The following is a 21815-nucleotide window of genomic DNA, read 5'->3' on the forward strand; positions in this document are numbered from 1 at the left end:
AAGGAAAACCCTGTGCTGAAGTCCAGCCGTCGTCGTTCACTGCTCCGGGCCGCCGTTGCCACGGCTGCTCTGTCCGTCACCCTGTCCGTCCCCTTGCCCGCGTCCGCGCTGGACGGGACCGTCGCCCCCGCACGCACCTGGGCGAGCGAGGCGGTGCCGTTCAGCGACGCCAATCTCGTCGACGTCGTGAACATGGGACGGGGGAGGACCTGGGCGGCCGGATTCACCTTCAGCATGGAGGGCAAGGTGACCCGATTCCAGCCGGTGGTCGCCGAACGCTCCGAGCCCGGCGGCCCGTGGACACCCGTGGCGTCGGCCACCGCGGCCGCGGGAGAGATCGACAGCCGGCTCAACGCCGTGGACGCGAACGGCCCCCGCGACGTGTGGCTCGTGGGCGACGACGTCTCCGCCCTCGGCGGCCAGGTCCACACCCAGCACTTCGATGGCACGCGGTGGCAGGTCGTGCCGGCGGATCTGCCGGAGAAGGCACAGGCGGGGTCCCTGCTGGACGTGGACGCACGTCCGGGAGGCGCCTGGGCCGTCGGATTCACGCAGATCGAGGTGTCGCGCACCTGGAACGAGGAGAAGGGGGGCTGGATCACCGAGTCGCGGCACGCCGGAATCGCCCGGCACTTCGACGGGACCGCGTGGCGCGACGTATCGCTCCCCGAACTTCCCAGCGACTACTGGTACCTGAACACCGTGCAGGCGGTCTCCGCCGATGACGTCTGGGCGGCCGGTTACGACGGTGCCGGTGGCACTCCGCTGCTGATGCACTACGACGGGACCTCCTGGGAGCAGGTCGGCGTCCCCGGTGTCACGGACATTCCCGGAGAGGCGCACGGCCTCGCCGTGACCGAGAAGGGCGGGGTGTGGCTGGTGGGTGAGGACTGGTCCCCGGAGGACGGGTCCACCCGGGCCCTGGTCGCCCGCCGCGACAGCACGGGGTGGCACAAGGTCGCCGTACCGGACGTGCCCGCGCGGCTCTACGGCCTGACCGTGCGGCCGGGAGGCGGGATCGCCGCCGTGGGCCAGACGCTCGGCGCGCAGCGGGAGGCGCTGGCGTGGGCGTGGAACCCGGACGCCACCGGTACGGCTCGGGGGCGCTGGAAGGACCTGGGGCTCGTACAGCCCACGCCGGCGGACTCCTCGGTGCCCACGGAGAATTCGGCGAGCGGGGTCGTCGGTGGGCGGGACGGACTGACGGTGGTCGGAACCTCGGCCGCCGAAGGTGCGTGGCCCCGGCCGTTCGTGGCCGTGCGTCCCGGCAACCGCTGAGGTCCGCGCGGCCTTTGGCGGGGCCACCCCTGCACCTGACGGTCGAGGCGTGCGACCTCGACGCCTCCTACCGCAGGACCTGATCCCCGCCGGGTCCGCGCAACCGCTGCACAGGCACGGCCGGCACGGCGGGCGCCAGTGAGGAGAGCCGCACCAGCAGCTCTCCGAACGGCCCGTCGGCCGGCTCCTGCGCGAGGACGCGCAGCACGACGCCCGCCATCTCCTCGTTGTAGGCGGCGCTCACGGCGGCCAGTGCGGCGAAGTCGTGCACCAGCTGCAACTCCAGCTCCGCACGCGGGATGCGCCGCCCGTCCAGCCACATCAGGGCCGTCGACTCGGCGAGCGAGACCCAGGACCTCACGACCAGCTCCAGCCGGGCCGGGGGTTCCTCGACGCCCAAGTGCGCCAGGATCTGCTCGCAGGCCGCCTGGCGCACCCCGTCGACCATCGCGTTCGCCGTCGAGGAACCCACCGCGGGACCGCCCCGCATGAGAGCCGCGAACCCGGGCCCGTGGTCGTCGACGAAGTCGAAGAACCGGCCCATGACCCGCAACAGCCTTGCTCCCAGGGGTCCTTCGCGCGGCTCAAGGAACCTGGCCGCGAGCTCGTCCGCCGCCCGTCGCAGCGCCGCCTCGTACAGGCTCTGCTTGCCCGGGAAGTAGTGGTAGACCAGCGGCCGGGAGATCCCGGCGGCTGCGGCGATCTCGTCGATCGACACCTCGTCCGGGGACCGGTGACTGAACAACTCCAGCGCGACACCGATCAGCTGCTGCCTGCGCTCCTCGACGCCCATCCTGCGCCGTACCCCGGTCGTCATGGAGAACAGGGTACCGACCGCCACGCTCTAGAGGTCCAGCACCAGCCGCCCGCCCCGGCACCGTGACACGCAGATCAGCATCGACCCGTCCCGCTCCGCGTCCGTCAGGAGGTCGTCCCGGTGCTCGATCTCGCCCTCCAGAACCCGCTGTTGGCACGTACCGCAGAAGCCCTGCTCGCAGGAGTACGCGACGTGCGGCAGCTCGGCACGCACGGCGGCGAGCACGGACTGGCCGGCCGCGACCGGTACGGTGCGGCCCGAGCGGCGCAGCTCCACCTCGAACGGAACCGACCCCGCGGCGTCCGTCCCCGGCGCGGAGAACCGCTCCAGGTGCAGGGTGCGGCCGGGCGGGAGCGCGGCCGCGACCGCGTCCATCAGGGGCTCCGGACCGCAGCAGTGGACCGCCGCGCCCTCGGCCGTGTCCGCGAGGGCCGCCGCGATGTCCGGGTGGCCCGCCTCGTCCCGCGGGACGACCGTGACCCGGTCGCCGTCCGCGCCCAGCTTCTCGATCTCCGCCAGGAACGGCATCGTCGACCGGCTGCTTCCCCCGTACAGCAGCCGCCAGTCGGCCCCCGAAGCGGCCAGCGCGCGCACCATCGGCAGGACCGGTGTGATGCCGATGCCGCCGGCGACGAAGAGGTAGGAGGGGGCGTCGGCCAGCGGGAAGCGGTTGCGCGGGCCCCGGACCTCGACCTCCTGGCCCTCGTGGAGCAGGGCGTGCACCTCGCGCGAGCCGCCCCTGCCGCCCTCGGCGAGCCGGGTCGCCACGGTGTACGTGGTGCGGTCGGCCGGGTCGCCGCACAGGGAGTACTGGCGGACCAGCCCGGACGGCAGCACCAGGTCCAGATGGGCGCCGGGCTGCCAGGGCGGCAGGTCCGTGCCTTCCAGGCGGAGCTGCACGACACCGTCCGCGGGTGTGGTCCGCGCGGTGACGAGCAGCCGCCGGCCGGTGGTGGAACGGCGCCGCGCCCGGCCGGACACGGGCTCGTCCAGCGCGGGCAGCGGCCACAGCGGGGACTTCGCGATCCGGCGGCGCATCGCCCGCTTGGCGAGCAGCGCGGCGCCGGCCACCACGGCGACGGTACGCAGGCGGGGGAGGGACAGGGGCATGGATCAGCCGGCTTCCGTCGTACGGGCCTCGGCCGCGACCGCGGCGGGCGAATGGGCGAGATAGTCGACGGCCTGCGCCGTGCTGCCCTCCTGCGAGGGGTGGTACGTACGGCTCAGATAGCGTGGGATGGACCGCAGCATCGAGGGGGTGCTCGGCAGGGTGCCGTCCCGGCCGCTGCGGTAGAACCGGCCGAAGGACGCCTTGCCGTCCAGCAGGCTCGGATCGTTCTCCATGAAGAACCGGGTGCCGCGCTGCCAGAGGAACAGCAGCGCGGAGAAGGCCGTCGCCCAGGTCCGTACCCGCCGCCGGTATCCGCCGTCGACGTGCATGAACACATCGAAGGCGACGGAGCGGTGCTCGACCTCCTCGGCGCCGTGCCAGCGCAGCAGATCCAGCATCGTGGGATCGGCGCCGCGCCGGTCCAGCTCGTCGGCGTTCAGGATCCAGTCGCCGAGGAACGCCGTGTAGTGCTCGATCGCCGCGATCGTCGCGACCCGTTCCATCAGCCACCACCTGCGCGCCCGCCCCGGTGGCAGCGTCCGGTCGCCGAGCAGCTTCTCGAAGAGCCAGTCGACCTGGGCGGTGTACGGGGTCGGGTCGAGTCCGAGGTCCTTCAGGTGCGGGAGCACGTCGTCGTGGGCCTGGGAATGCATCGCCTCCTGGCCGATGAACCCGATGACGTCCTGGCGCAGCTGCTCGTCGTGGATGTACGGGAGCACCTGGCGGTAGACGTGGATGAACCAGCGTTCCCCGGCCGGGAGCAGCAGATGGAGCACGTTGATGGTGTGCGTGGTGAACGGATCGCCCGGCACCCAGTGCAGGGGCGTTCTGTCCCAGGCGAAGGACACCCGACGGGCCTTGAGGTGGGCCCGTTCCGAGGCCACCGCCGCTGGCTGCGTGTTAGACATGTTGTCAATGTACTGAGGGGTAAGGCCGGGCAACAGGGGTGTGCACGCGCTGATTCCCGGCCGGCCTTCGCGCCGCGGTGCTCAGCGCAGCGCCCCGGCCCGGCTGCCGTCCGTCAGCCGCCCGTTCAGCTGCGCCCGGTCGCCCGCCCCGGCCCGCACCGCGAGCAGTCGCCCCCGCACCCGGGCCGTCACCCCGCCGGACGTGGTCAGCGAAGCGAACTGCTCACTGCCCGCCGCGAGTACGTACCACCGGCCGCCGCGCGACTTCCACAGCACGCCCGCCAGCACCTGCGGAGCGCGCGCCCCGCACTCCGGCGTGTTCTCGGCGCGCGCCGCGACCACCCCCGGCGGCCCGCTCCCCGACGGCCGCCCGGACGGGGCCTGGAACTGGGCGAGGGTCCTGCTCCCGGTGCCCCGCCAGGTCTCCGCCCGGGTGCACAGCCACTGGGCGGTGCCGTCCCCCTCGGGCAGCGACTGCTTCGCGTACATCCACGAGTTGACCTCGCGCACCCCGTGGGCACGTACGGCAGGCAGCAGACAGGCGGTCCGCGCCCAGCTCGCGTACTCCGTGCGCCGCGAGACGTCGTGCGGACGCCCCGGCGGGCCCGAGGTCAGCCGGGCCGGGGCGAGTTCACCGAGATCCGTCACCAGGCGCACCGCCTCGGCGTCGGCCAGCTCGACCGCGTACCAGGACCGGCAGCCGGGTGCGGTCGCCGGGCCGGGCAGCGGGTCGGTGACCCCGTCGGGGGTGCGGTGCAGCGCGCGCGGCTCCCGGCCGGGCGCGAGCAGATCCCGTACCCGCGCCTGCCGCACCCAGGGCGCCGTCAGATAGCGGACCGAGCCCCCCGCCCGCTCCACGACCAGCGCGCCCGCCGACGTCACGTCCGCCCCGTCGACCCGGGCGAAGTCGAGCGCCGCGCCCCCGGACGGATCGGCGTCACGGGGCTCCGCGTACCGCACGACACGCAGCCCGTCGTGGAACAGCACCACCGCGGACGGGCCCACCTCGCCCGCGTACAACAGCTGCGGCGCCCCCATCGGCGGCCCCACCGGCGTCCCCGGCGTCGCCGACGTCCGCACACCACCGCCCGGCCGCGCCCATACCCGTAGCGCCCGCCGCAGCAGCCGGGTGTCCTCGGTACGGTCGCCCCGGGTGGGCCAGGCGGTGAAGTCGGTACGCGGTGAGCGCTGCCAGAACGTCGCCGGCACCCTGCGCAACGCTCCCGGTTCCAGGGCCTCTTCGGCGGCCGGGTTGCGTGTGTACAGGGGCGCGGACAGGGAGCCCCGGCTCCAGCCCTCACCCGGCAGGCCCAGCAGCGCCCCGCACACGAGCAGGGCGACGAATCCGGCCAGCGCCGCCCTGAGGTATCTGCGGCGGCGGGCCAGATCAGGCGGACGGGCCTGGAGCGAGCAGGGGTCGAACTCGGGTGATGCCAGCAGCGCATAGGCGGCCGGCACCCCGTCCGCCTCCATCAACGCCGCATGCGGGTCGGCCACCCCGGCATCGGACAGCACCCGCCGGACCTCACCGTCCGCCAGCCCCTCCAGACCGCGCAGGACGAACGCGGCCCGCGCCGCCCCGCTCACCTCCGACAGCCGCTGCTCCAGGGCGAGTTCATCGGCGCCACCGGAGTGCGGGAACAGTCGGAGCCCCCAGGTCAGCGGGAGGAGCGGCGGGAACCGGTGGCGGCGCGGCAGATGCATCGGACGCCCCGGCCGACCCGCCGCCAGCGCGTTCCGCAGCACCTGCCGCCGGACGTAGGCGTACCCCGGATCGGCCGCCTCCGCGCGACCCGGACGGCGTGGCAGAGGCACCGCGCCGCCGTCCGCTGGCCCGGCTCTGCGGGCTGCCTGGAGGGACCGCTGGGCCAGTGCGTGAGCCGTGAGGACGCGCCGGTCGCGGCTCAGGGAGTGCGGCAGGACGAGATAGCCGAGCCGGGCCAGCCGCGGGTAGTGCTCGACGAGCGCGGCCTCGGACTGCCCCGCATCGGGCCGGGCGGCGGCTGGCGGTACCTCTGACAGTGGACGCACGTTCAGCAGAACGAGCGAATCGTGCGATGGTCACTCCGGGGGCTGTGCGGGCCGGTGACGCGCCCCCGAGCCCTTCCCGCGTTCGGCTGCCAGGACCCGGCCCGGAACGGCACGATGGCCGGATGACGAAGCGGAACGGTACGCGAAGGTCGGCGCGGCACGCGTGGTGCGCCGTCGTCGTCGTGGGCCCTGTCCTGCTCGCGGGATGTTCCGGTGACGGCGACGGGAACGACATCCCGCCGACCGCCACCGGAACACTGGAGGAACTCGCCGCACAGGCGCACTGCGAGCCGAAGCTCCAGACCGACGCACAGGAGCTGCGGCAGGCCAACTGCGCCACGGAGGACGGGCGTTATGTGCTGGCCACATTCGCCACCGACCGCGGCCAGCGGGAGTGGATCAACGAGGCCAACGACTACGGCGGCTCGTACCTGGTCGGCCGCAGGTGGGTCGCCGTCTCGGACGCCGCGGTGATCGCGGCACTGCGCGGCCGGCTCGGGGGGACGGTGGAGACTGCCTCGCCGCACCACTCGGGAAGTGGTGGCGACGGCGCGAACGAGGCAGGGCACTCCGGTCATCCGGGGAGCTGACCGCGCAGGTGGGGTGCGGGGCGACGCGTCCTCAGCGGCACTTGCGCCCGTCGTTGACGCAGCTCACCACCTTCCGCATCAGCCTGTCGTCGAAGACGTTGATGAAGTCACCGTGGTCGGTGACGGGTTTGTGCAGTTGCTCCGGGAAGGAGTCGACGGCGAACCCTGGCCCCGGAGGCACGTCGTAGACGATCCGCTGGACCAGCTGCGGAATGGCCCGGAAGCCGTTCGGGCACCTCCCGTCGTCCTGCGCGAACGCCACATGGGTGCGGTGGTTCGCGCTGTCGGTGTTCTGCCCGTCCCAGCAGCTCTGGAAGGCGAAGGAACGGACGACCTGGCTGTCCTCGGGGCAGACCGGGTACTCCTTGAGCTGCCGGTCCTCGAATCCGGTGCAGCTCCAGGAGGCGTTGGCGTTCGCGTCGCCGTTGGTGAACGCCTTGGCGTCGCCGGTGATGATGCGCAGGAAGCGCGGCATGGCCGTGACCTTCCCGGTGGGGTTCCCGACGAACTTCAGCGTCACCTGGGACGGTGTCTGGATCTCCCCGGTGTTCTGGTCCCTGCCCCCGCCGTCGGCTTCCGCGTCGTTCTCCGCCGCTCCGTTCTGCAGGCGGAGCACCGGCCAGTAGTACGTGGACCGGTCGCCCTGGTTGCGGCAGGTGGTGTCGCCGGCGGCCAGGTCGTCGTCGCCGGAGAAGGCGTCCGTGGCCTGGTTGCCGACATAGTCGTGCATGTGGTGGGCGCCGTTGGCGACACCGGGGGCGGCGATGACGTTGTCCGGATTGAACTTCCCGTTCTGGTTGCGCCCGCACTCGGTGGTGAAGGTGCCGCGGGAGGCGCCCCGGAGCCGGGCCGGCCTGTCGACGTTCGGCTGGACGGACCGGATGTCGACGAAGTCGGAGTCCTCGGGACCGTTGCCGCCCTGACCGTCCTCCTGGCCCTGACCGGTGTCCTGGCCCTGGTCACCGCCGTTTCCGCCTTCGTTGCCGCCGTCTTCGCCTTCGCCTCCGTTGCCGTCGGAACCGTCGTCCGTGGGCCGGTCCGTCGGCGCGGCAGTGGCTTCGTCCGCCTCGTCGTCCGCGCGCAGACTGCACGGGGCCAGCGAGCCGAGCCCCTCCGGACGCTCCGCTCCGCGGCCGATCGCGGTCGCGATGCGGTCGATGCTGGCGGTGCGCCGGGCCTTCAGCGGGCCCAGCACGGCGTTCTGCGCGAGCTGCGGGTCGCGGGCCATCCTGTCCCGGCGGTCGGCGAACTCCCGGTAGGCATCGGTGATCTGGGTGTCCATGGCGGCCAGTTCGCGGTCGACCTCCGCCCGGGCCCGGCCGGGGACCTCGGGGATCTCGTTGACCACTTCGGGGCAGTCGATGGTGGAGACCTGGCGGACCGGCTGCCGGTTCCGGTGGGAGGAGCCGGACGGGCCCTCGCCCGCAGAGGCGTAGACGTTGACCGCGGCCAGCCCACCCCCGCCCAGGATGAGTGCGGCCGAGGCGATGATCGCCCGGTTGGCCAGGGTGGAGCGTTTCTTGCGCGATGTGCGTCCCATGGAACTCCTCGGACTTCTCAGGCTTCGCGGGGGAGAAGCGTGACGTTCCATACGGCGCCGGCACGCGGCCCGTTCAACGGGAGGCGGAATTCCTGACCGGGCCGGTAGTCAAGTGTCAGGCGAACTCGGCGAGTTGGGGGTCGATCGGCGAGTCGGTCAGCCGGTTGGCCAGGGTCGACATGGTGTAGGTGCCGATGCCCAGGACCACCTCCAGCGCGTTGCGGTTGGTGTAGCCGTGCGCGAGGAACGACTGCAGGGTGCGCTCGTCGACGGCCCCGCTCGTCGCGAGGACCGCCAGGGTGAACTGCCGTACCGCTTGCAGTCGTTCGTCCGGCAGCGGCGTCCCGTCGCGCAGTGCGGAGATGAGGTCCGCGTCGGCGCCGAGAGCGGTGAGCCGCGCGGTGTGCATGGCCACGCAGAGGTGACAGCCGTTGCGGCCGGCCACCGCCATGATCAGGGTCTCCCGGGAGAGCGGGTCCAGGGTCGTCGACTCGAAGAGCGCGCTCATCTTCAGGAAGCCGCCGAGAAGCTCCGGGGACGAGGCGAGCCGGGTGACGGCGACCGGCAGGTAGCCCTGTTTCTGCGCCACGGCCGTCATGGTGGAGCGGGCGGCGGCGGGGGCGGACTCAAGGGTGTGGTCAGGGAAGACGGTGGCGGGCATGGGGGTCCTCTCGCGATAAACTCGACAACGTGATTGACGAAAAGGTAAACCAGGTTGTCGAGTTTCGCAATGGCTGAGCGCCCGGACGGCGCCCCCGCGGAGGCGGGAGCGGGCTTTGAGCTGCCCGTTCTGCTCTTCGGCGGCTTCCGTTCGATCATCGACGCCCTGCATCGCGAGCTGGCCGAGCACGGCCACCCCGACCTGAGTCCCGCGTACGGGTACGCGCTCCAGGCGGTGGGCCGGGGCGGGTCGACCGCCAGTGAGATCGGCCGGCGGCTGGGGGTGTCCAAGCAGGCCGCCGGGAAGACCGTCGAGAAGCTGGAAGGCCTCGGCTACGTGGAGCGCGTCGACGATCCGCAGGACGGCCGCCGTAAGCTGGTCCGCCTTTCCCCGCGCGGGATCGACATGCTGGTGCGGTCCGCCGAGGGCTTCGACCGGCTGCGCGCCGAGTGGGTGCGGGTGCTCGGCGCCGAGCGGGTCCGCGCCATGGAGGCCGATCTGCGCACGATGGCCGCCGCGGACGCGTTCCGGCTCGATATGGCCGCCTGGTTCAACGGCTGAACGGGCGGGTGAGGGCTTGGACTTTGTGGACGAGAGATAGGACGTATCGAGCGCGCACCTTTCCTATGGGCCACATCATGCGGCAACATGCACGCGTCGGCACCCGAAAGACCCGACCACTCGTGGTCGTGAATGGGAGGGAACCATGGCACGACGCACCCATGTGCTCAGCGCGCTCGCACTCGCGGCGGCCGCCGCGCTCATCCCCGTACAGGCCACGGCACAGCAGTCCGCACCCCAGCGGCCCGCATCGCCCGCCGCCCCGTGCCACGCGCCCGTGAGACCCGCGTCGCAGATGACGGTCGAGTCCTGCGACAGCCCCGGCCGGATCATCGAGAAGGCCGCGAACATCGTCCCCACGCCGGGCCAACTGGCCTGGCAGCAGCGCGAGGTCACCGCTTTCACGCACTTCGGGATGAACACGTTCACCGACCGCGAGTGGGGTTCCGGTACGGAGGACGAGAAGCTCTTCGCGCCGAAGAGCATCGACGCCGACCAGTGGATGCGCGCCTACAAGGCCGCCGGAGTCGAACAGGTCATGCTGACCGTCAAACACCACGACGGCTTCGTCCTCTATCCGAGCCGCTACACCGACCACTCCGTCGCCCTCAGCCCCGGAAGCCCCGATGTGGTCGCCGCCTATGTGAAGGCCGCCCGCAAGGCGGGCCTGAAGGTCGGCCTCTACCTCTCCCCCTCCGACGGCGCCGAACTCCCGCATGCCTGGCACGCCGAGTGGGTCGAGAAGATCCGCGCCAAGCAGGCCGAGGGCGAGGCGCTGAGCCTGCCCGAGCGGATGGCGCTGGAGGACGGGGACCGCGCCCCCGCCGGCCAGGGCCGGTTCGGCAACGGCAGCGCCGTCACCGAGCGCACCATTCCCACCCTCGTCCCCGGCGACGACCGGGCCGCCCGCGTGAAGAGCGGCAAGCTGCCCACCTTCGAGGTGAGGGCCGACGACTACGACGCGTACTACCTCAACCAGTTGTACGAGATCTTCACCCAGTACGGCCCCGTCGAGGAGCTCTGGCTCGACGGCGCCAACCCGTGGTCGGGCTCCGGCATCACCCAGAAGTACGACGTCAAGCAATGGTTCGACATGGTCAAGGCGCTCTCGCCGAACACCGTCGTCTTCCAGGGCCCCCAGGGCGTCCGCTGGGTCGGCAACGAGTCGGGCGTCGCCCGGGAGACCGAGTGGAGCGTCACCCCGCACACCACCGACCCGTGGACGGGGCTCGGCAGCCTCCCCAACGACTCGACCGAGCCCGACATCGGCTCCCGGACCAGGATCCTCGACCCGGCCGTCAACTACCTCCAGTGGTACCCGGCCGAGGCCGACGTCTCCAACCGGCCCGGCTGGTTCTACCACGAGGGCGAACAGCCCAAGACCGCCGCACAGTTGATGAACCTGTACGAGAAGAGCGTCGGCCGCAACGCCTCGCTCCTCCTCAACGTCCCGCCGGCGCCCGACGGCCGGATCGCCGAAACGGACGTCGCGTCACTCACCGCGTTCGGCGACGACGTGCGCCGGATCTACGGCAGCGACGTACGGACCCAGGGCCCGGCCCCGTACACCTTCGACCGGGTGGCGGTCCGTGAGGACATCAGGCACGGCCAGCGGGTCGAGCGGTTCGCCGTCGAGGCCCGGATCGACGGGGCCTGGCAGCGGATCGCCGAAGGCACCACCATCGGCCACGAGCGCATCCTGACGCTCCCCGCGGCCGTGACCGCCACCTCGGTCCGCGTCAAGGTGCTGGAATCCAGGGCGAAGCCGTACCTGGGTGCCACGACGCTGCACCTCACCACCGCACCGGCCGGTTCCTGACCGGTCCGTCCCGATCCCGCGCATCCGGGCCGGCCCTGACCCGGCCCGGATGCGCGATGCCGCGGAACGCCCTGCCCCTGGTCCGGCTATCCCTGGTCCAGATAGGCGAGCACCGCGAGAACGCGACGGTTGTCGTCGTCGGAGGGCGGCAGGTCCAGCTTCCCGAAGATGTTCGAGGTGTGCTTGGCCACCGCCCGCTCCGTGATCACCATGTGTGAGGCGATCGCCGCGTTCGAACGGCCCTGGGCCATCAGTTCCATGACCTCCCGCTCCCGCGGCGTCAGCCCGCCCATCGGCTTGTCCTGCGCACGCCGTGACAGCAACTGCGAGATCACCTGCGGGTCCATCGCCGTGCCGCCCGCCGCGACCCGGCGTACCGCGTCGATGAACTGGTCGGCGTCGAAGACCCGGTCCTTGAGCAGGTAGCCGATCGCCCCGTTGCCGTCCGCCAGCAGCTCACGCGCGTACAACTGCTCGACGTGCTGGGAGAGTACGAGCACCGGCAGCCCCGGCGTGGCCCGGCGGGCCGCGAGGGCGCACTGCAGGCCCTCGTCCGTGTGGGACGGCGGAAGCCGGACGTCGACCACGGCGACGTCCGGCTTCAACTCGGCCAGGGCCCGGGTGAGTTCGGGCCCCGTCTCGACGGCGGCCGCGATCTCGAAGTCGTACGCCTCCAGCATGCGCACCAGGCCGTCGCGCAACAGGAAGAGATCTTCGGCTAGGACAACTCGCAAGGGATCTCCATGGTCACCATGGTGGGACCGCCCGCGGGGCTGCTGACGGCCATGATGCCGTCGAATGTACCGAGTCGGCGTTCGATGCCGCTCAGGCCCGAGCCCTTGCCGGTCGCCGCACCGCCCTTCCCGTTGTCTGTGACCGAGATCCTCAGCATGCCGTCGACATGGTTCAGGTCCACCCAGATCCGGTCAGCGCCCGAGTGCTTCGCCGCGTTCGTCAGGGTCTCGCTGACCGCGAAGTACGCCGCCGACTCGACCGGGGCCTCGGCCCGGCCGTCCAGCTCCACATCGACCTCGGCCGTGATCGGCATCCGCAGCGCCAGCGCCCTGACCGCGTCCCCGAGACCGCGCTCGGCGAGAACGGGCGGGTGGATGCCCTGGACGAGATCGCGCAGCTCGGTCAGCGCCTCGGCCGAGGACGCACGGGCCATCGCCAGGAGCTCCTTCGCCTGGGCCGGGTCCTTCTCGATCAGCGCCTCGATCGTGCCGAGGTTCATGCCCATGGCGACCAGCCGGGCCTGCGCCCCGTCGTGCAGATCCCGCTCGATGCGCCGCAGTTCGGAGGCGGCGGTGTCGACCGCCTCGTGCCGGGTCTCGGTCAGCCGGTCGATGCGCAGGGCCAGTTCCTGCTCATGGGTGGGGGCCAGCACCGCGCGGGCTAGCACGAAGTGGGCCCGCAGCAGCCGCTCGCTGAGCAGTACACCGGCCGCGAAGAGCACCACGCCGAGCGCGGCGGCGGCCAGCCCCGACGCCTGGCTGTCCACGGGCACGAACGCGTACCAGTACCGGTCGTCCGTGAAGACCCGCCACAGACCCGCCGCCAGGACGAAGCCCTCCACCGGATAGATCATCAGCGCCGCCGCCAGGGTCGCCACCACATAGCCGGCCGTCATGTCGACCATCAGCCACTGGATGTCCCGCCAGGTCGCCGGGTCCTTCAGCATCAGCGTGGTCCGCTCCACCTGCCCGGTGAACCCGCTGCGCACGTCCTTCGGCAGCGGCCGGTACGGAACGGGGATGCGGACGTCCGACCACGTGATGGCCAGCAGCCGGCGCTGGTTGGCGTGCCGGCGGACCGCCGTCAGCACCCAGGGGGTGGTGACCAGACCGATGCCCAGCAGGATGAAGGCGATGGAGAGCACCGTCAGTACGAACAGGGTGAGCGATCCCGCCAGCGACGCGACCGACAGCACCAACCCACGTCCAGCGGCCAGCAGCGCGGCCCTTACCCGTCCCCGTGTCGTATGCATCCTGCTCCCTCTTCCCTCTCCGGGCCGGTCCTGTCCGGCCTGATCAGCCGGACGCGCCCTGGCCGGGCCGCCGTGCCGGCCCCGGTCCGTACCCAGTCTGACCCGGGGGACCCCGCGGACGTCAGCCGTTTCGCCACCCGGCGGGGGTGTACCTACCACCACCCCCGCACCGACGCCCTACGTCGCGCCGAGTGGGGGCTTCGACGGCTGGGGCGGCGGGCCCGGAATTCCTAGATTCGTCGTGTCCGGTCCGACGCCTACACAGGGGGCGAACAACACCATGAGGCCCAACCTCGCGGCACGTATCGGTGTGTGGAGCACACACCATCGCAAGACAGCCGTTCTCGGCTGGCTGCTCTTCGTCGTACTCGCCGCGGGCATCGGCGGTGCGTCGGGGATGGTCGAGATGACCAACGCGGAGAACGGTGCGGGCGACTCGGCGCGCGCCGAGCAGATCCTCTCCGACGCCGGCCTCAGCCCCCGTGCGGGTGAGCTGGTCATGGTGTCGTCGACGAAGCCCGACGGCTGGCGGACGGCGGCCGGCGAGCTCACCGCGGCCATCGGCCGGACCGGCGAGGTGACGGACCTCGCGGCTCCGGTCCCGTCCAAGGACGGCAAGGACGCGCTGATCACCTTCGAGATGAAGGGGGACGCGGCCACCTCCGCCGACCGGGTGCAGCCCGTCCTGGACGCCGTGGCCGGGGTCCAGGAGGCGCGACCGGACGTCACCGTCCACCAGTTCGGCGAGGCCAGTGCCGGGAAGTGGCTCGGCGACCTGCTCTCCGACGACATGAAGAAGGCCGAGTTCACCGCCGTACCCCTGGCGCTCGGCATTCTGCTGGTGGCCTTCGGAGCCGTCGTCGCGGCCCTGCTGCCGGTAGGGCTCGCGCTGACCGCGTGCATGGCCGCGTTCGGACTGCTCTCGCTCGCCAGCCACCAGCTGCACCTCTTCCAGACCACGTACTCCGTGATGTTCCTGATGGGCTTCGCCGTCGGCGTCGACTACTGCCTCTTCTACCTGCGCCGCGAACGCGACGAGCGGGCCGCGGGACGCGACGCGGAGACGGCGCTGCGGATCGCCGCGGCGACCAGCGGCCGGTCCGTGCTCGTGTCCGGGCTGACGGTCATGGTCGCGATGGCCGGCATGTTCCTGTCGGGTCTGATGCTGTTCAAGGGCTTCGCCCTCGCCACGATCATCGTGGTCTTCATCGCCATGATGGGCTCCGTGACGGTCCTGCCCGCCCTGCTCTCCTGGCTGGGCGACCGGATCGACGCCGGGCGTGTGCCGCTGCTGAACCGGCGCGACAAGCGCGGCAGGAAGGAGAGCGGCAGGATCGCCGGAAAGGTGCTGCGGCCGGTCCTGGCCAAGCCGAAGTTCTTCGCCGCCGCCTCGGTCGTCGTCCTGTTGGTACTCGCCGCACCGGCCCTCGGCATGAAGACCGAGTCGCTCGGCCTGGAGAAGCAGTTCGGGTCCGACTCCGCGCTGTCCGTCGCCTACCGGCACATCAACGACACCTTCCCCGGCGGCCCCGCCCCGGCCCAGGTGGTCGTCGAGGCCGACGACATCGAGGCGCCCGCCGTACGCAAGGCATTGGCGGGGTTCGACCAGGTGACCGTCCACCGGGCGCAGAACGTCGCGGAGATCGAGGTACCGCTGCCAGGCGGCGAGGCCGGCCTGACCGAACTGAGGGAGGACCGGCTGCCGGCCGCGTTCGACGGCACGGGCGCCCGGGCCTACGTCACCGGTGAGGTGGCCGGGTCCGTGGACTTCAACGACCAGCTGAAGCGCGGCATCGTGCCCGTCTTCCTCTTCATCACCGCGGTGACCTTCCTGCTGATGCTGTTCTGCTTCCGCAGCTACGTCATCGCCGTGACCTCGATCCTGCTCAACCTGCTCTCCGTGGCAGCCGCCTACGGCGTGATGACGGCCGTGTTCCAGCACGGCTGGGGCGCCTCACTGATCGGCTCCGAAGGCGTCGGCGCGATCGAGGCCTGGATGCCGCTGTTCGTCCTCGTCGTCCTGTTCGGGCTCTCGATGGACTACCACGTCTTCGTGGTCTCCCGGATCCGCGAGGCCCGCAGCCGCGGTCTCTCCACCCCGGCCGCGATCGACGAGGGCATCCGGCGCACGGCCGGCGCGGTGACCGGCGCGGCCGTGATCATGGTGGCGGTGTTCTCGGTCTTCGGGACGCTCTCGATGCAGGACATGCAGCAGATGGGCGTCGGCCTGGCCGTCGCGGTGCTGCTCGACGCCACGATCGTACGCATGGTCCTGCTGCCCTCCGTGATGGCGCTGCTGGGCGAACGGAACTGGCGCACCCCGCGCGGCCTGCGCCGCCTGCCGGAGCCGGACCACGGCGAGCCGCAGCCGGAGCCCGCCCACGCGGCGGCCCCGGTGATGCACGGCTGACCCCGGACGAACGAAGTGGGCCCCGGCCGCGGTACGTACCGCGGCCGGGGCCCACTCCTTGTGCGATCAGGGCGTGTACTTGTAACCGACGCGCCGCACCGTCTGGATCGACCGGCGGTGCTCCGCGCCGAGCTTGCGGCGAAGCCGGGCGACATGGACGTCGACGGTGCGCCCGTCGCCCACATGCCCGTAACCCCAGACCGTGGTCACCAACTGGTCGCGGGTATGCACCCGGTGGGGGTGCGCGACGAGGTGGGCCAGCAGCTCGAACTCCAGGTAGGTGAGGTCGAGCGTGTTCCCGTTCACCGCGGCCGTGCGCTGGACGGAGTCGATCCGCACCGGCCCCGTCCCCGCGTCCTCCAGCACCTCAGGCACCACGTACTGGGCGGCCGCGGCCGCGATGGCCGGCTGCTGATCGGCGGGGACGAGCACCAGGTACCCGACCATCGGCGGCCGGCCCGGCAGCGCCGGCAGGGTGTGCTGGGGCGCGGGCAGCCAGGTGGCGCCCGGAGTCAGGAACGCGGAGACATCGGCCGGCCGGACGACCTCGTCCGGGGCGACGGCGCGCAGCCGGTGACGGTTGGGGGAGGGGGGACGGGAAGAGGCGGTCGCAGCGGACGCCGACGGCGCCGCGGTGGCAGCGGCTGCGGCGGAGAAGATACGGGTGTTCGCCATGAGGGTCAGCTCTTTCGCGCGAGGGAGTCGTCTGTGGACGGACTTGCTTCGTGCGCGCGGACCGAAGACCGGGGTGAGCGGTGTTAGAGGGCCTGCGCGTTCAACGCGCGGCAACACACCCGGTCGAAGTCGTGATGCTGACGGGAGGGCCAGAACGGCTCGAGGTCGCTGCGACCTGACGAGGAGTGCTGGATGCTGGCCATGACCCCATTGAACCAGAGAACCGGGCGCGGGAGCAGACCTCTCTCACCCGTCGATACGGACCGTTTGCCATGGACCGGGCTCGGGCTCAGCCCACCAGCCGTTTCCGCCAGTCCAGGCCCGTCAGTTCGATCGCCCGGTCCGGCGAACCGTCCCACTCCACGGGCAGTCCGGCTTCGCCCAGCACGGCCGCCACCTCCCGGCCCACCGCCGCGGTCGTCTCCGCGGACTCGTCGAACCCGCCGTAGTACAGGGTCAGTCCGTGCCCGGCCGCGGCGCTCTCCGTGCCCTGCTGGTGGAAGAAGACGAAGCCCCGGGCGTCGTCCCGCCCCTCCGCGCGGATCTCACCCACGCCGCACGACCGGCAGCACGTGAAGTGCTCCCGGGCCGTGATTCCCCGCCCGTCCAGCACGGCGAAGGCCTCCTCCAGCCGGTCCGGATCGGTCACGTCCGCCCACCGCTGCTGCTCCGCGACACGCTCCAGCCACAGCCGCTCCACCAGCTGCCGCGCCTGCGCGAGGGTCACCGGATGCACGCCGTCCTTCACCAGGTAGTCCTCGGCCGACTCGGCGAGATCCGCCACACTGCCGTACCCGCCGCGGAGCAACTCCCGTACGCGCTCCTCCAACTGCCCGAGGATGTCCGCCGCGATCTCCGGTACGGGCTCCGGTTCCGGCAGGCCGGCGCTCTCCCAGCCGATACCCGTGTCCCACCCGGGTTCCTGGCGGGCCCAGCGCGTCATCAACGCGGCGACCCGCTCGGGCGTCTCGACGAGGGCGCGGACATGAGTGGCGGCTCCGCCGGTGCGGTGCTCCACGTCGTACGCCCCGTCGACCTCGTGCCACACCTGGATGAACGTGCCCGGGAGGTCCGGTATCCGCTGCACGACCAGGAAGCGGTCACCGGTCATGCCGATCCGGTGCACCAGGCGGCCGAGTTCCTGGTCCGAAACACGGGTGTGTGTCTGCCGGTTCTCGGCCGCGATCTTGATCTCGAGCATGCGACCAGCCTGGCACACCGCTCTGACAGTGCCCCGGGCACGCGGAGGGGCGCCCGCCGGACCAACCGGTGGGCGCCCCTCGTACGGACGGTCGCTGCCGCGGGATCAGACCTGGTCGGCCTTCTCCAGCGCGGTGCAGCAGGTGTCGACGATCAGCCGCGTGACGACGTACGGGTCGACGTTGGCGTTCGGACGGCGGTCCTCGATGTAGCCCTTCTGGTCCTGCTCGACCTGCCACGGGATACGGACCGAGGCGCCGCGGTTGGAGACGCCGTAGCTGTACTCGTTCCACGGGGCGGTCTCGTGCAGACCGGTCAGCCGGTCGTCGATGCCCGCGCCGTAGTTCTTGACGTGGTCCATCGGCTTCGAGCCCTCACCGAGCGACTCGGCCGCGGTGATGATCGCCTCGTAGCCCTCGCGCATCGCCTTGGTGGAGAAGTTGGTGTGCGCGCCCGCGCCGTTCCAGTCGCCCTTGACCGGCTTCGGGTCCAGGGTCGCGGAGACGTTGAAGTCCTCGGCGGTGCGGTAGAGCAGCCAGCGGGCGATCCACAGGTGGTCGGAGACCTCCAGCGGGGAGACCGGACCGACCTGGAACTCCCACTGGCCGGGCATGACCTCGGCGTTGATGCCGGAGATGGCGAGGCCCGCCTTCAGGCAGTTGTCGAGGTGCTTCTCGACGATCTCGCGGCCGAAGATCTCGTCCGCGCCGACGCCGCAGTAGTAGCCGCCCTGCGCAGCCGGGAAGCCGCCCTCGGGGAAGCCGAGCGGCCGGTGGCCGTCGAAGAAGGTGTACTCCTGCTCGATGCCGAAGATCGGCTCCTGGCCGGCGAACTGCTCGGCGACCGGACGCAGCTCGGCCCGCGTGTTGGTCTCGTGCGGGGTCATGTCGATGTGGAAGACCTCGCACAGGACCAGGATGTCGTCACCGCCACGGATCGGGTCCGGGCACGTGAAGACCGGCTTCAGCACCCGGTCGGAGGCGTGGCCCTCGGCCTGGTTGGTGCTCGATCCGTCGAAGCCCCAGATGGGCAGCTCGGCCACGTCGGAGGACGGGGAACCGGGCATGATCTTGGTCTTGGAACGGAGCTTGGCGGTCGGCTCGGTGCCGTCGATCCAGATGTACTCAGCCTTGAACGTCACGGAAGCCCATCCTTTGCGGGTGCTGCGGTCTATGCAGCGCAGCTTCGCAAGACGCGATTTCCCGACCGTTGCCCTCGTGTGAACCCCGTGTTACCGAGGTTTCCTGTGCAAGTGGGTCCAGCCGTGGGTTGCGGCCCGCAGACTGCCGTCCCGGGGAGGTGCCGGGTTTCGGCGGGCTCGGTGACAGCCGCCGGACGGCGAAGCCCGCCGCGTCGTATACAGGCGTCACGGAACCCCGCGTGGGCCGGTTCTCCCGGCTGGGCCGGCACGCCGTGCACACTGGTCCCATGACGACCCCCGCGACCCCCCTGCGTATCGGCCTGGTCGGTACGGGCCCCTGGGCCCGCATCACCCAGGCCCCCGCCCTCGCCGCCCACCCCGGCGTCGTGCTGAGCGGGGTGTGGGGCCGCCGGGCCGAGGCCGCCGGGGAACTGGCCGGGGCGCACGGTGTCACGGCGTACACCGGTGACGCGGGGCTCGACGAGCTCTTCGCCGCGAGTGACGCCGTCGCGTTCGCCCTGCCGCCCGATGTCCAGGCACCCCTGGCAGCCCGGGCCGCGGCGGCCGGCTGCCATCTGCTGATGGACAAGCCGGTGGCCACGACCGTCGAGGGCGCCCGGGAGGTGGCCGAGGCCGCCGAGCGGGCCCGGGTCGCCTCGATCCTCTTCTGCACGCTGCGGTTCGCTCCGGCGACCGCGGAGTGGATCGCCGAACAGGGCGCGGTGGGCGGCTGGTTCACCGCTCACGCCGAGTGGATCGGCGCCCTGTGGGCGCCGGGCGCGGACAGCGAGTTCGCCGCGTCCCCCTGGCGCCGGGAGAAGGGCGGCCTGTGGGACGTCGGCCCGCACGCGCTCTCGGTCCTCATCCCGGTGCTCGGTGACGTCACCGCCCTGACCGCCGTCCGCGGCCCCGTCGGCACTCATCACCTCGTCCTGCGCCACACCTCCGGCGCCTCCAGCACGGTGACGCTCACACTGGCGGCGCCGGTGGCGGCGGCCGGGGTGGGGATCGAGCTCAGGGGCGAGCACGGCGTCGCCGGTCTGCCCCGGTGGGACGGCGCCGTCGAGGCGTTCGGCGCCGCGGTGGACGCGCTGATCGAGTCGGTGCGTACGGGGGAGGCGCACCCCTGCGACGTACGGTTCGGGCTCCGGCTGACGGAGCTGCTCGCGGAGGCGGAGGCGCAGGCGGGCAGCTGAGCCCCGGCCGCCCGCCCGGCCCGCCGCACCCGGGTCCGGCCCGGCACCCTCTCATGGGCGGCCCGTGCCGTCGGCCGGGCCCGGCCCCTTCGACACCGCGGCGTGGAAGCCGAGCAGGAACCGTCGTACGGCGGCGACCTCGGCCTCGTCGAACTCCCGCAGCAGGGCCTCGGCGCTCCCGATCATCGGTCCGAACGCCGCCCATCCCAGCTCCACCGCCTGTGGGGTCACGGACAACAGCACCCGCCGCCGGTCCCGGGCGTCGCGGGTGCGTTTCAGATGGCCCAGGCGCTCAAGCCGGTCGATGAGCGAGGTGGTGCCCGCCGAGTTGAGCCCGAGCTCCGCGCCGAGCCGTCCGGCCGTGGCCTCGGTCCCGTTCCGCTCGGCGTCGAGCAGGCAGACCAGGGCTCGTACATCCGTCGGATGCATGCCGTTCCGGGCAGCGAACTCGGCCTGGCGCAGGCCGAATTCGACCGTGACCCTGCGCAGGAGGTGGACGATCTCCCGCTCGGAGCCCTGCTCGCCCATGCGTGACTCCTCACTCTATTATCTCGCTCGGCGAGATAATATCCCCGTGACGGAGTTCAGGGAGTGCCCATGACACGTACGACGTCCTCAACCGACGCGGCAGCCTTCCTCGCTGCCTACGACGAGGTCCTCGCCGCCCGATGGCCTGCCGGAACGGCCTCGACGCAGGTCCCCACCCCGTACGGCACGACCCGCCTCAACAGCTACGGTCCCGAGGGCGCCCCGCCCCTGCTCCTGCTGCCCGGCGGCGGCGCGACCTCCACCGTCTGGTACGCCCAGGCCGCGGCCCTGGGCCGCACCCACCGGGTCCATGCCGTCGATCTCGTGGGCGAGCCCGGACGCAGCGCGGTGGGGGAGCGCCCGATCCGCACCGCCGAGGACCTGCACAGCTGGCTCGGCGCGGTGCTGGACGCCCTGAGCCCCGGACCGGTCGCGCTGTGCGGCCATTCGTACGGCGGCTGGATCGCCCTCCACTACGCCCTGCACACACCCCACCGCGTCCGGCGCCTGGTCCTCGTCGACCCGACGGGCTGCTTCGCCGGATTCCGCCCCCACTACCTGGTGCGCGCGCTCCCGATGCTGCTCCGCCCCGACGCCGCACGGACGCGCGCCTTCCTCGCCTGGGAGACGGGCCACGCCGCGCTGGACCCGGTCTGGCTGCGGATGCGCGAAGAGGCGGCGGGCCTCCCCCGGGCCCGTCCGGTCACCGGGCCGCGCCCCTCGCCCGAGGCCCTGCGCGGGTTCGGCGTACCGGCCCTGGTCCTCCTCGCCGGACAGGGGCGCGCCCAGGACGCGACCCGGGTGCGCGCTGCCGTGCACCGGCTGCTGCCGCAGGCCGAGACGGTCGTGCTGCCCGGCGTCTCCCACCACGCACTGCCCCTGTACGGCCCGGTGACGGCCGAACTCAACCGCAGAATGGAGGATTTCCTCGACGCCGAGGCGGCCGCCTAAGGGCTGTCCATGGCACGCGATCAGCGCCCCAGAGCGTCCCGGACCGCTTCGTCCGTGCGCGCGACCACGGCCGTTCCGTCCTGCGCCGTGATGATCGGCCGCTGGATGAGTTTCGGATGCTCGGCGAGGGCCGTGATCCAGCGCTCCCGCGCATCCGCGTCGCGCGGCCACTCCTTGAGCCCCAACTCCTTCGCGTCCGCCTCCTGCGTCCGCGTGATGTCCCACGGCTCCAGCCCCAGCCGGCCGAGCACGTCCCTGATCTCGTCCGGCGACGGCACGTCCTCCAGGTAGCGGCGGACGGTGTATTCGGCGCCCTCCGCGTCGAGCAGCGTCAGCGCGCTGCGGCACTTGGAACAGGCGGGATTGATCCAGATCTCCATGGGGCCAAAGGTACGCGATGGACCCCCGAAA

The 21815-nt window shown here is 72.0% G+C and carries 20 protein-coding genes; 7 read left to right on the forward strand and 13 right to left on the reverse strand.

All coding sequences use genetic code 11. The features are described 5' to 3' along the window. Window positions 1-12: 12 nt before the first annotated feature. Window positions 13-1278: a hypothetical protein gene (locus tag OG959_RS28480; protein WP_326663036.1), complete on the forward strand. Its 1266-nt coding sequence runs from the start codon at window positions 13-15 to the stop codon at window positions 1276-1278. A 67-nt stretch (window positions 1279-1345) separates the two neighbouring features. Here OG959_RS28480 and OG959_RS28485 read toward each other — a convergent pair whose 3' ends face one another. The 4 genes from OG959_RS28485 to OG959_RS28500 form a co-directional block, all read right to left on the reverse strand. After that, window positions 1346-2095 carry a TetR/AcrR family transcriptional regulator gene (locus OG959_RS28485; RefSeq protein WP_326663038.1) on the reverse strand — a complete coding sequence of 250 codons (750 nt, stop codon included), beginning with the start codon at window positions 2093-2095 and terminating at the stop codon, window positions 1346-1348. A 27-nt stretch (window positions 2096-2122) separates the two neighbouring features. Next, complete coding sequence (locus tag OG959_RS28490) at window positions 2123-3199, reverse strand: PDR/VanB family oxidoreductase (RefSeq protein ID WP_326666660.1); 1077 nt, start codon at window positions 3197-3199, stop codon at window positions 2123-2125. A 9-nt stretch (window positions 3200-3208) separates the two neighbouring features. Then, a complete protein-coding gene (locus tag OG959_RS28495; protein WP_326663040.1) occupies window positions 3209-4114 on the reverse strand; it encodes a metal-dependent hydrolase in 906 nt (301 codons plus the stop codon). Between the two features lie 81 nt (window positions 4115-4195). Continuing rightward, window positions 4196-6145: a hypothetical protein gene (locus OG959_RS28500; protein ID WP_326663042.1), complete on the reverse strand. Its 1950-nt coding sequence runs from the start codon at window positions 6143-6145 to the stop codon at window positions 4196-4198. A 122-nt stretch (window positions 6146-6267) separates the two neighbouring features. Here OG959_RS28500 and OG959_RS28505 point away from each other — a divergent pair, with 122 nt between their 5' ends. Then, window positions 6268-6735: a hypothetical protein gene (locus OG959_RS28505; RefSeq protein ID WP_326663044.1), complete on the forward strand. Its 468-nt coding sequence runs from the start codon at window positions 6268-6270 to the stop codon at window positions 6733-6735. Window positions 6736-6766: 31 nt separating this feature from the next. Here OG959_RS28505 and OG959_RS28510 read toward each other — a convergent pair whose 3' ends face one another. Both OG959_RS28510 and OG959_RS28515 read right to left on the reverse strand, forming a co-directional pair. Further along, complete coding sequence (locus OG959_RS28510) at window positions 6767-8275, reverse strand: DUF1996 domain-containing protein (protein WP_326663046.1); 1509 nt, start codon at window positions 8273-8275, stop codon at window positions 6767-6769. 115 nt (window positions 8276-8390) lie between these two features. Next, a complete protein-coding gene (locus tag OG959_RS28515) occupies window positions 8391-8936 on the reverse strand; it encodes a carboxymuconolactone decarboxylase family protein (RefSeq protein WP_326663048.1) in 546 nt (181 codons plus the stop codon). Window positions 8937-9005: 69 nt separating this feature from the next. On the opposite strand from OG959_RS28515, the gene OG959_RS28520 reads away from it, so the two are divergent. Both OG959_RS28520 and OG959_RS28525 read left to right on the forward strand, forming a co-directional pair. Then, window positions 9006-9497, forward strand: a complete 492-nt coding sequence (locus OG959_RS28520) for a MarR family winged helix-turn-helix transcriptional regulator (protein ID WP_326663050.1) — start codon at window positions 9006-9008, stop codon at window positions 9495-9497. 145 nt (window positions 9498-9642) lie between these two features. After that, window positions 9643-11316 carry an alpha-L-fucosidase gene (locus tag OG959_RS28525; protein WP_326663052.1) on the forward strand — a complete coding sequence of 558 codons (1674 nt, stop codon included), beginning with the start codon at window positions 9643-9645 and terminating at the stop codon, window positions 11314-11316. An 86-nt stretch (window positions 11317-11402) separates the two neighbouring features. On the opposite strand, the gene OG959_RS28530 is transcribed toward OG959_RS28525, so the two are convergent. Beyond that, window positions 11403-12050, reverse strand: a complete 648-nt coding sequence (locus OG959_RS28530) for a response regulator transcription factor (RefSeq protein WP_326663055.1) — start codon at window positions 12048-12050, stop codon at window positions 11403-11405. Beyond that, entirely contained in the window at window positions 12035-13303 is a 1269-nt protein-coding gene (locus OG959_RS28535; protein WP_326663057.1) for a sensor histidine kinase, read from the reverse strand. Before OG959_RS28535 ends, OG959_RS28530 begins: the two co-directional genes overlap by 16 nt. A gap of 280 nt (window positions 13304-13583) precedes the next feature. Between OG959_RS28535 and OG959_RS28540 the strand changes: the two genes are divergently transcribed. Continuing rightward, window positions 13584-15713 carry an MMPL family transporter gene (locus tag OG959_RS28540; RefSeq protein ID WP_326663059.1) on the forward strand — a complete coding sequence of 710 codons (2130 nt, stop codon included), beginning with the start codon at window positions 13584-13586 and terminating at the stop codon, window positions 15711-15713. A 66-nt stretch (window positions 15714-15779) separates the two neighbouring features. Here OG959_RS28540 and OG959_RS28545 read toward each other — a convergent pair whose 3' ends face one another. The 3 genes from OG959_RS28545 to glnII form a co-directional block, all read right to left on the reverse strand. After that, window positions 15780-16388, reverse strand: a complete 609-nt coding sequence (locus tag OG959_RS28545; protein WP_326663061.1) for a winged helix-turn-helix domain-containing protein — start codon at window positions 16386-16388, stop codon at window positions 15780-15782. A gap of 289 nt (window positions 16389-16677) precedes the next feature. After that, window positions 16678-17589 carry a DUF6891 domain-containing protein gene (locus tag OG959_RS28550; protein ID WP_326663063.1) on the reverse strand — a complete coding sequence of 304 codons (912 nt, stop codon included), beginning with the start codon at window positions 17587-17589 and terminating at the stop codon, window positions 16678-16680. A gap of 105 nt (window positions 17590-17694) precedes the next feature. Further along, complete coding sequence (gene glnII / locus OG959_RS28555) at window positions 17695-18729, reverse strand: glutamine synthetase (protein ID WP_219568013.1); 1035 nt, start codon at window positions 18727-18729, stop codon at window positions 17695-17697. A 287-nt stretch (window positions 18730-19016) separates the two neighbouring features. Between glnII and OG959_RS28560 the strand changes: the two genes are divergently transcribed. Then, window positions 19017-19925 (forward strand): Gfo/Idh/MocA family protein, encoded by a 909-nt coding sequence (locus tag OG959_RS28560; protein ID WP_326663066.1) that lies wholly within the window; start codon window positions 19017-19019, stop codon window positions 19923-19925. A 51-nt stretch (window positions 19926-19976) separates the two neighbouring features. On the opposite strand, the gene OG959_RS28565 is transcribed toward OG959_RS28560, so the two are convergent. Next, window positions 19977-20453 (reverse strand): MarR family winged helix-turn-helix transcriptional regulator, encoded by a 477-nt coding sequence (locus tag OG959_RS28565; protein ID WP_326663069.1) that lies wholly within the window; start codon window positions 20451-20453, stop codon window positions 19977-19979. Window positions 20454-20522: 69 nt separating this feature from the next. Between OG959_RS28565 and OG959_RS28570 the strand changes: the two genes are divergently transcribed. Then, a complete protein-coding gene (locus tag OG959_RS28570; RefSeq protein WP_326663071.1) occupies window positions 20523-21404 on the forward strand; it encodes an alpha/beta fold hydrolase in 882 nt (293 codons plus the stop codon). A 20-nt stretch (window positions 21405-21424) separates the two neighbouring features. Here the strand turns inward: OG959_RS28570 and OG959_RS28575 are convergent, their stop codons facing one another. Continuing rightward, window positions 21425-21784: an arsenate reductase family protein gene (locus tag OG959_RS28575; protein ID WP_326663073.1), complete on the reverse strand. Its 360-nt coding sequence runs from the start codon at window positions 21782-21784 to the stop codon at window positions 21425-21427. Window positions 21785-21815 lie beyond the last annotated feature (31 nt).

Source organism: Streptomyces sp. NBC_00385 (assembly GCF_035917155.1).
Classification (GTDB): Bacteria; Actinomycetota; Actinomycetes; order Streptomycetales; family Streptomycetaceae; genus Streptomyces; species Streptomyces poriferorum.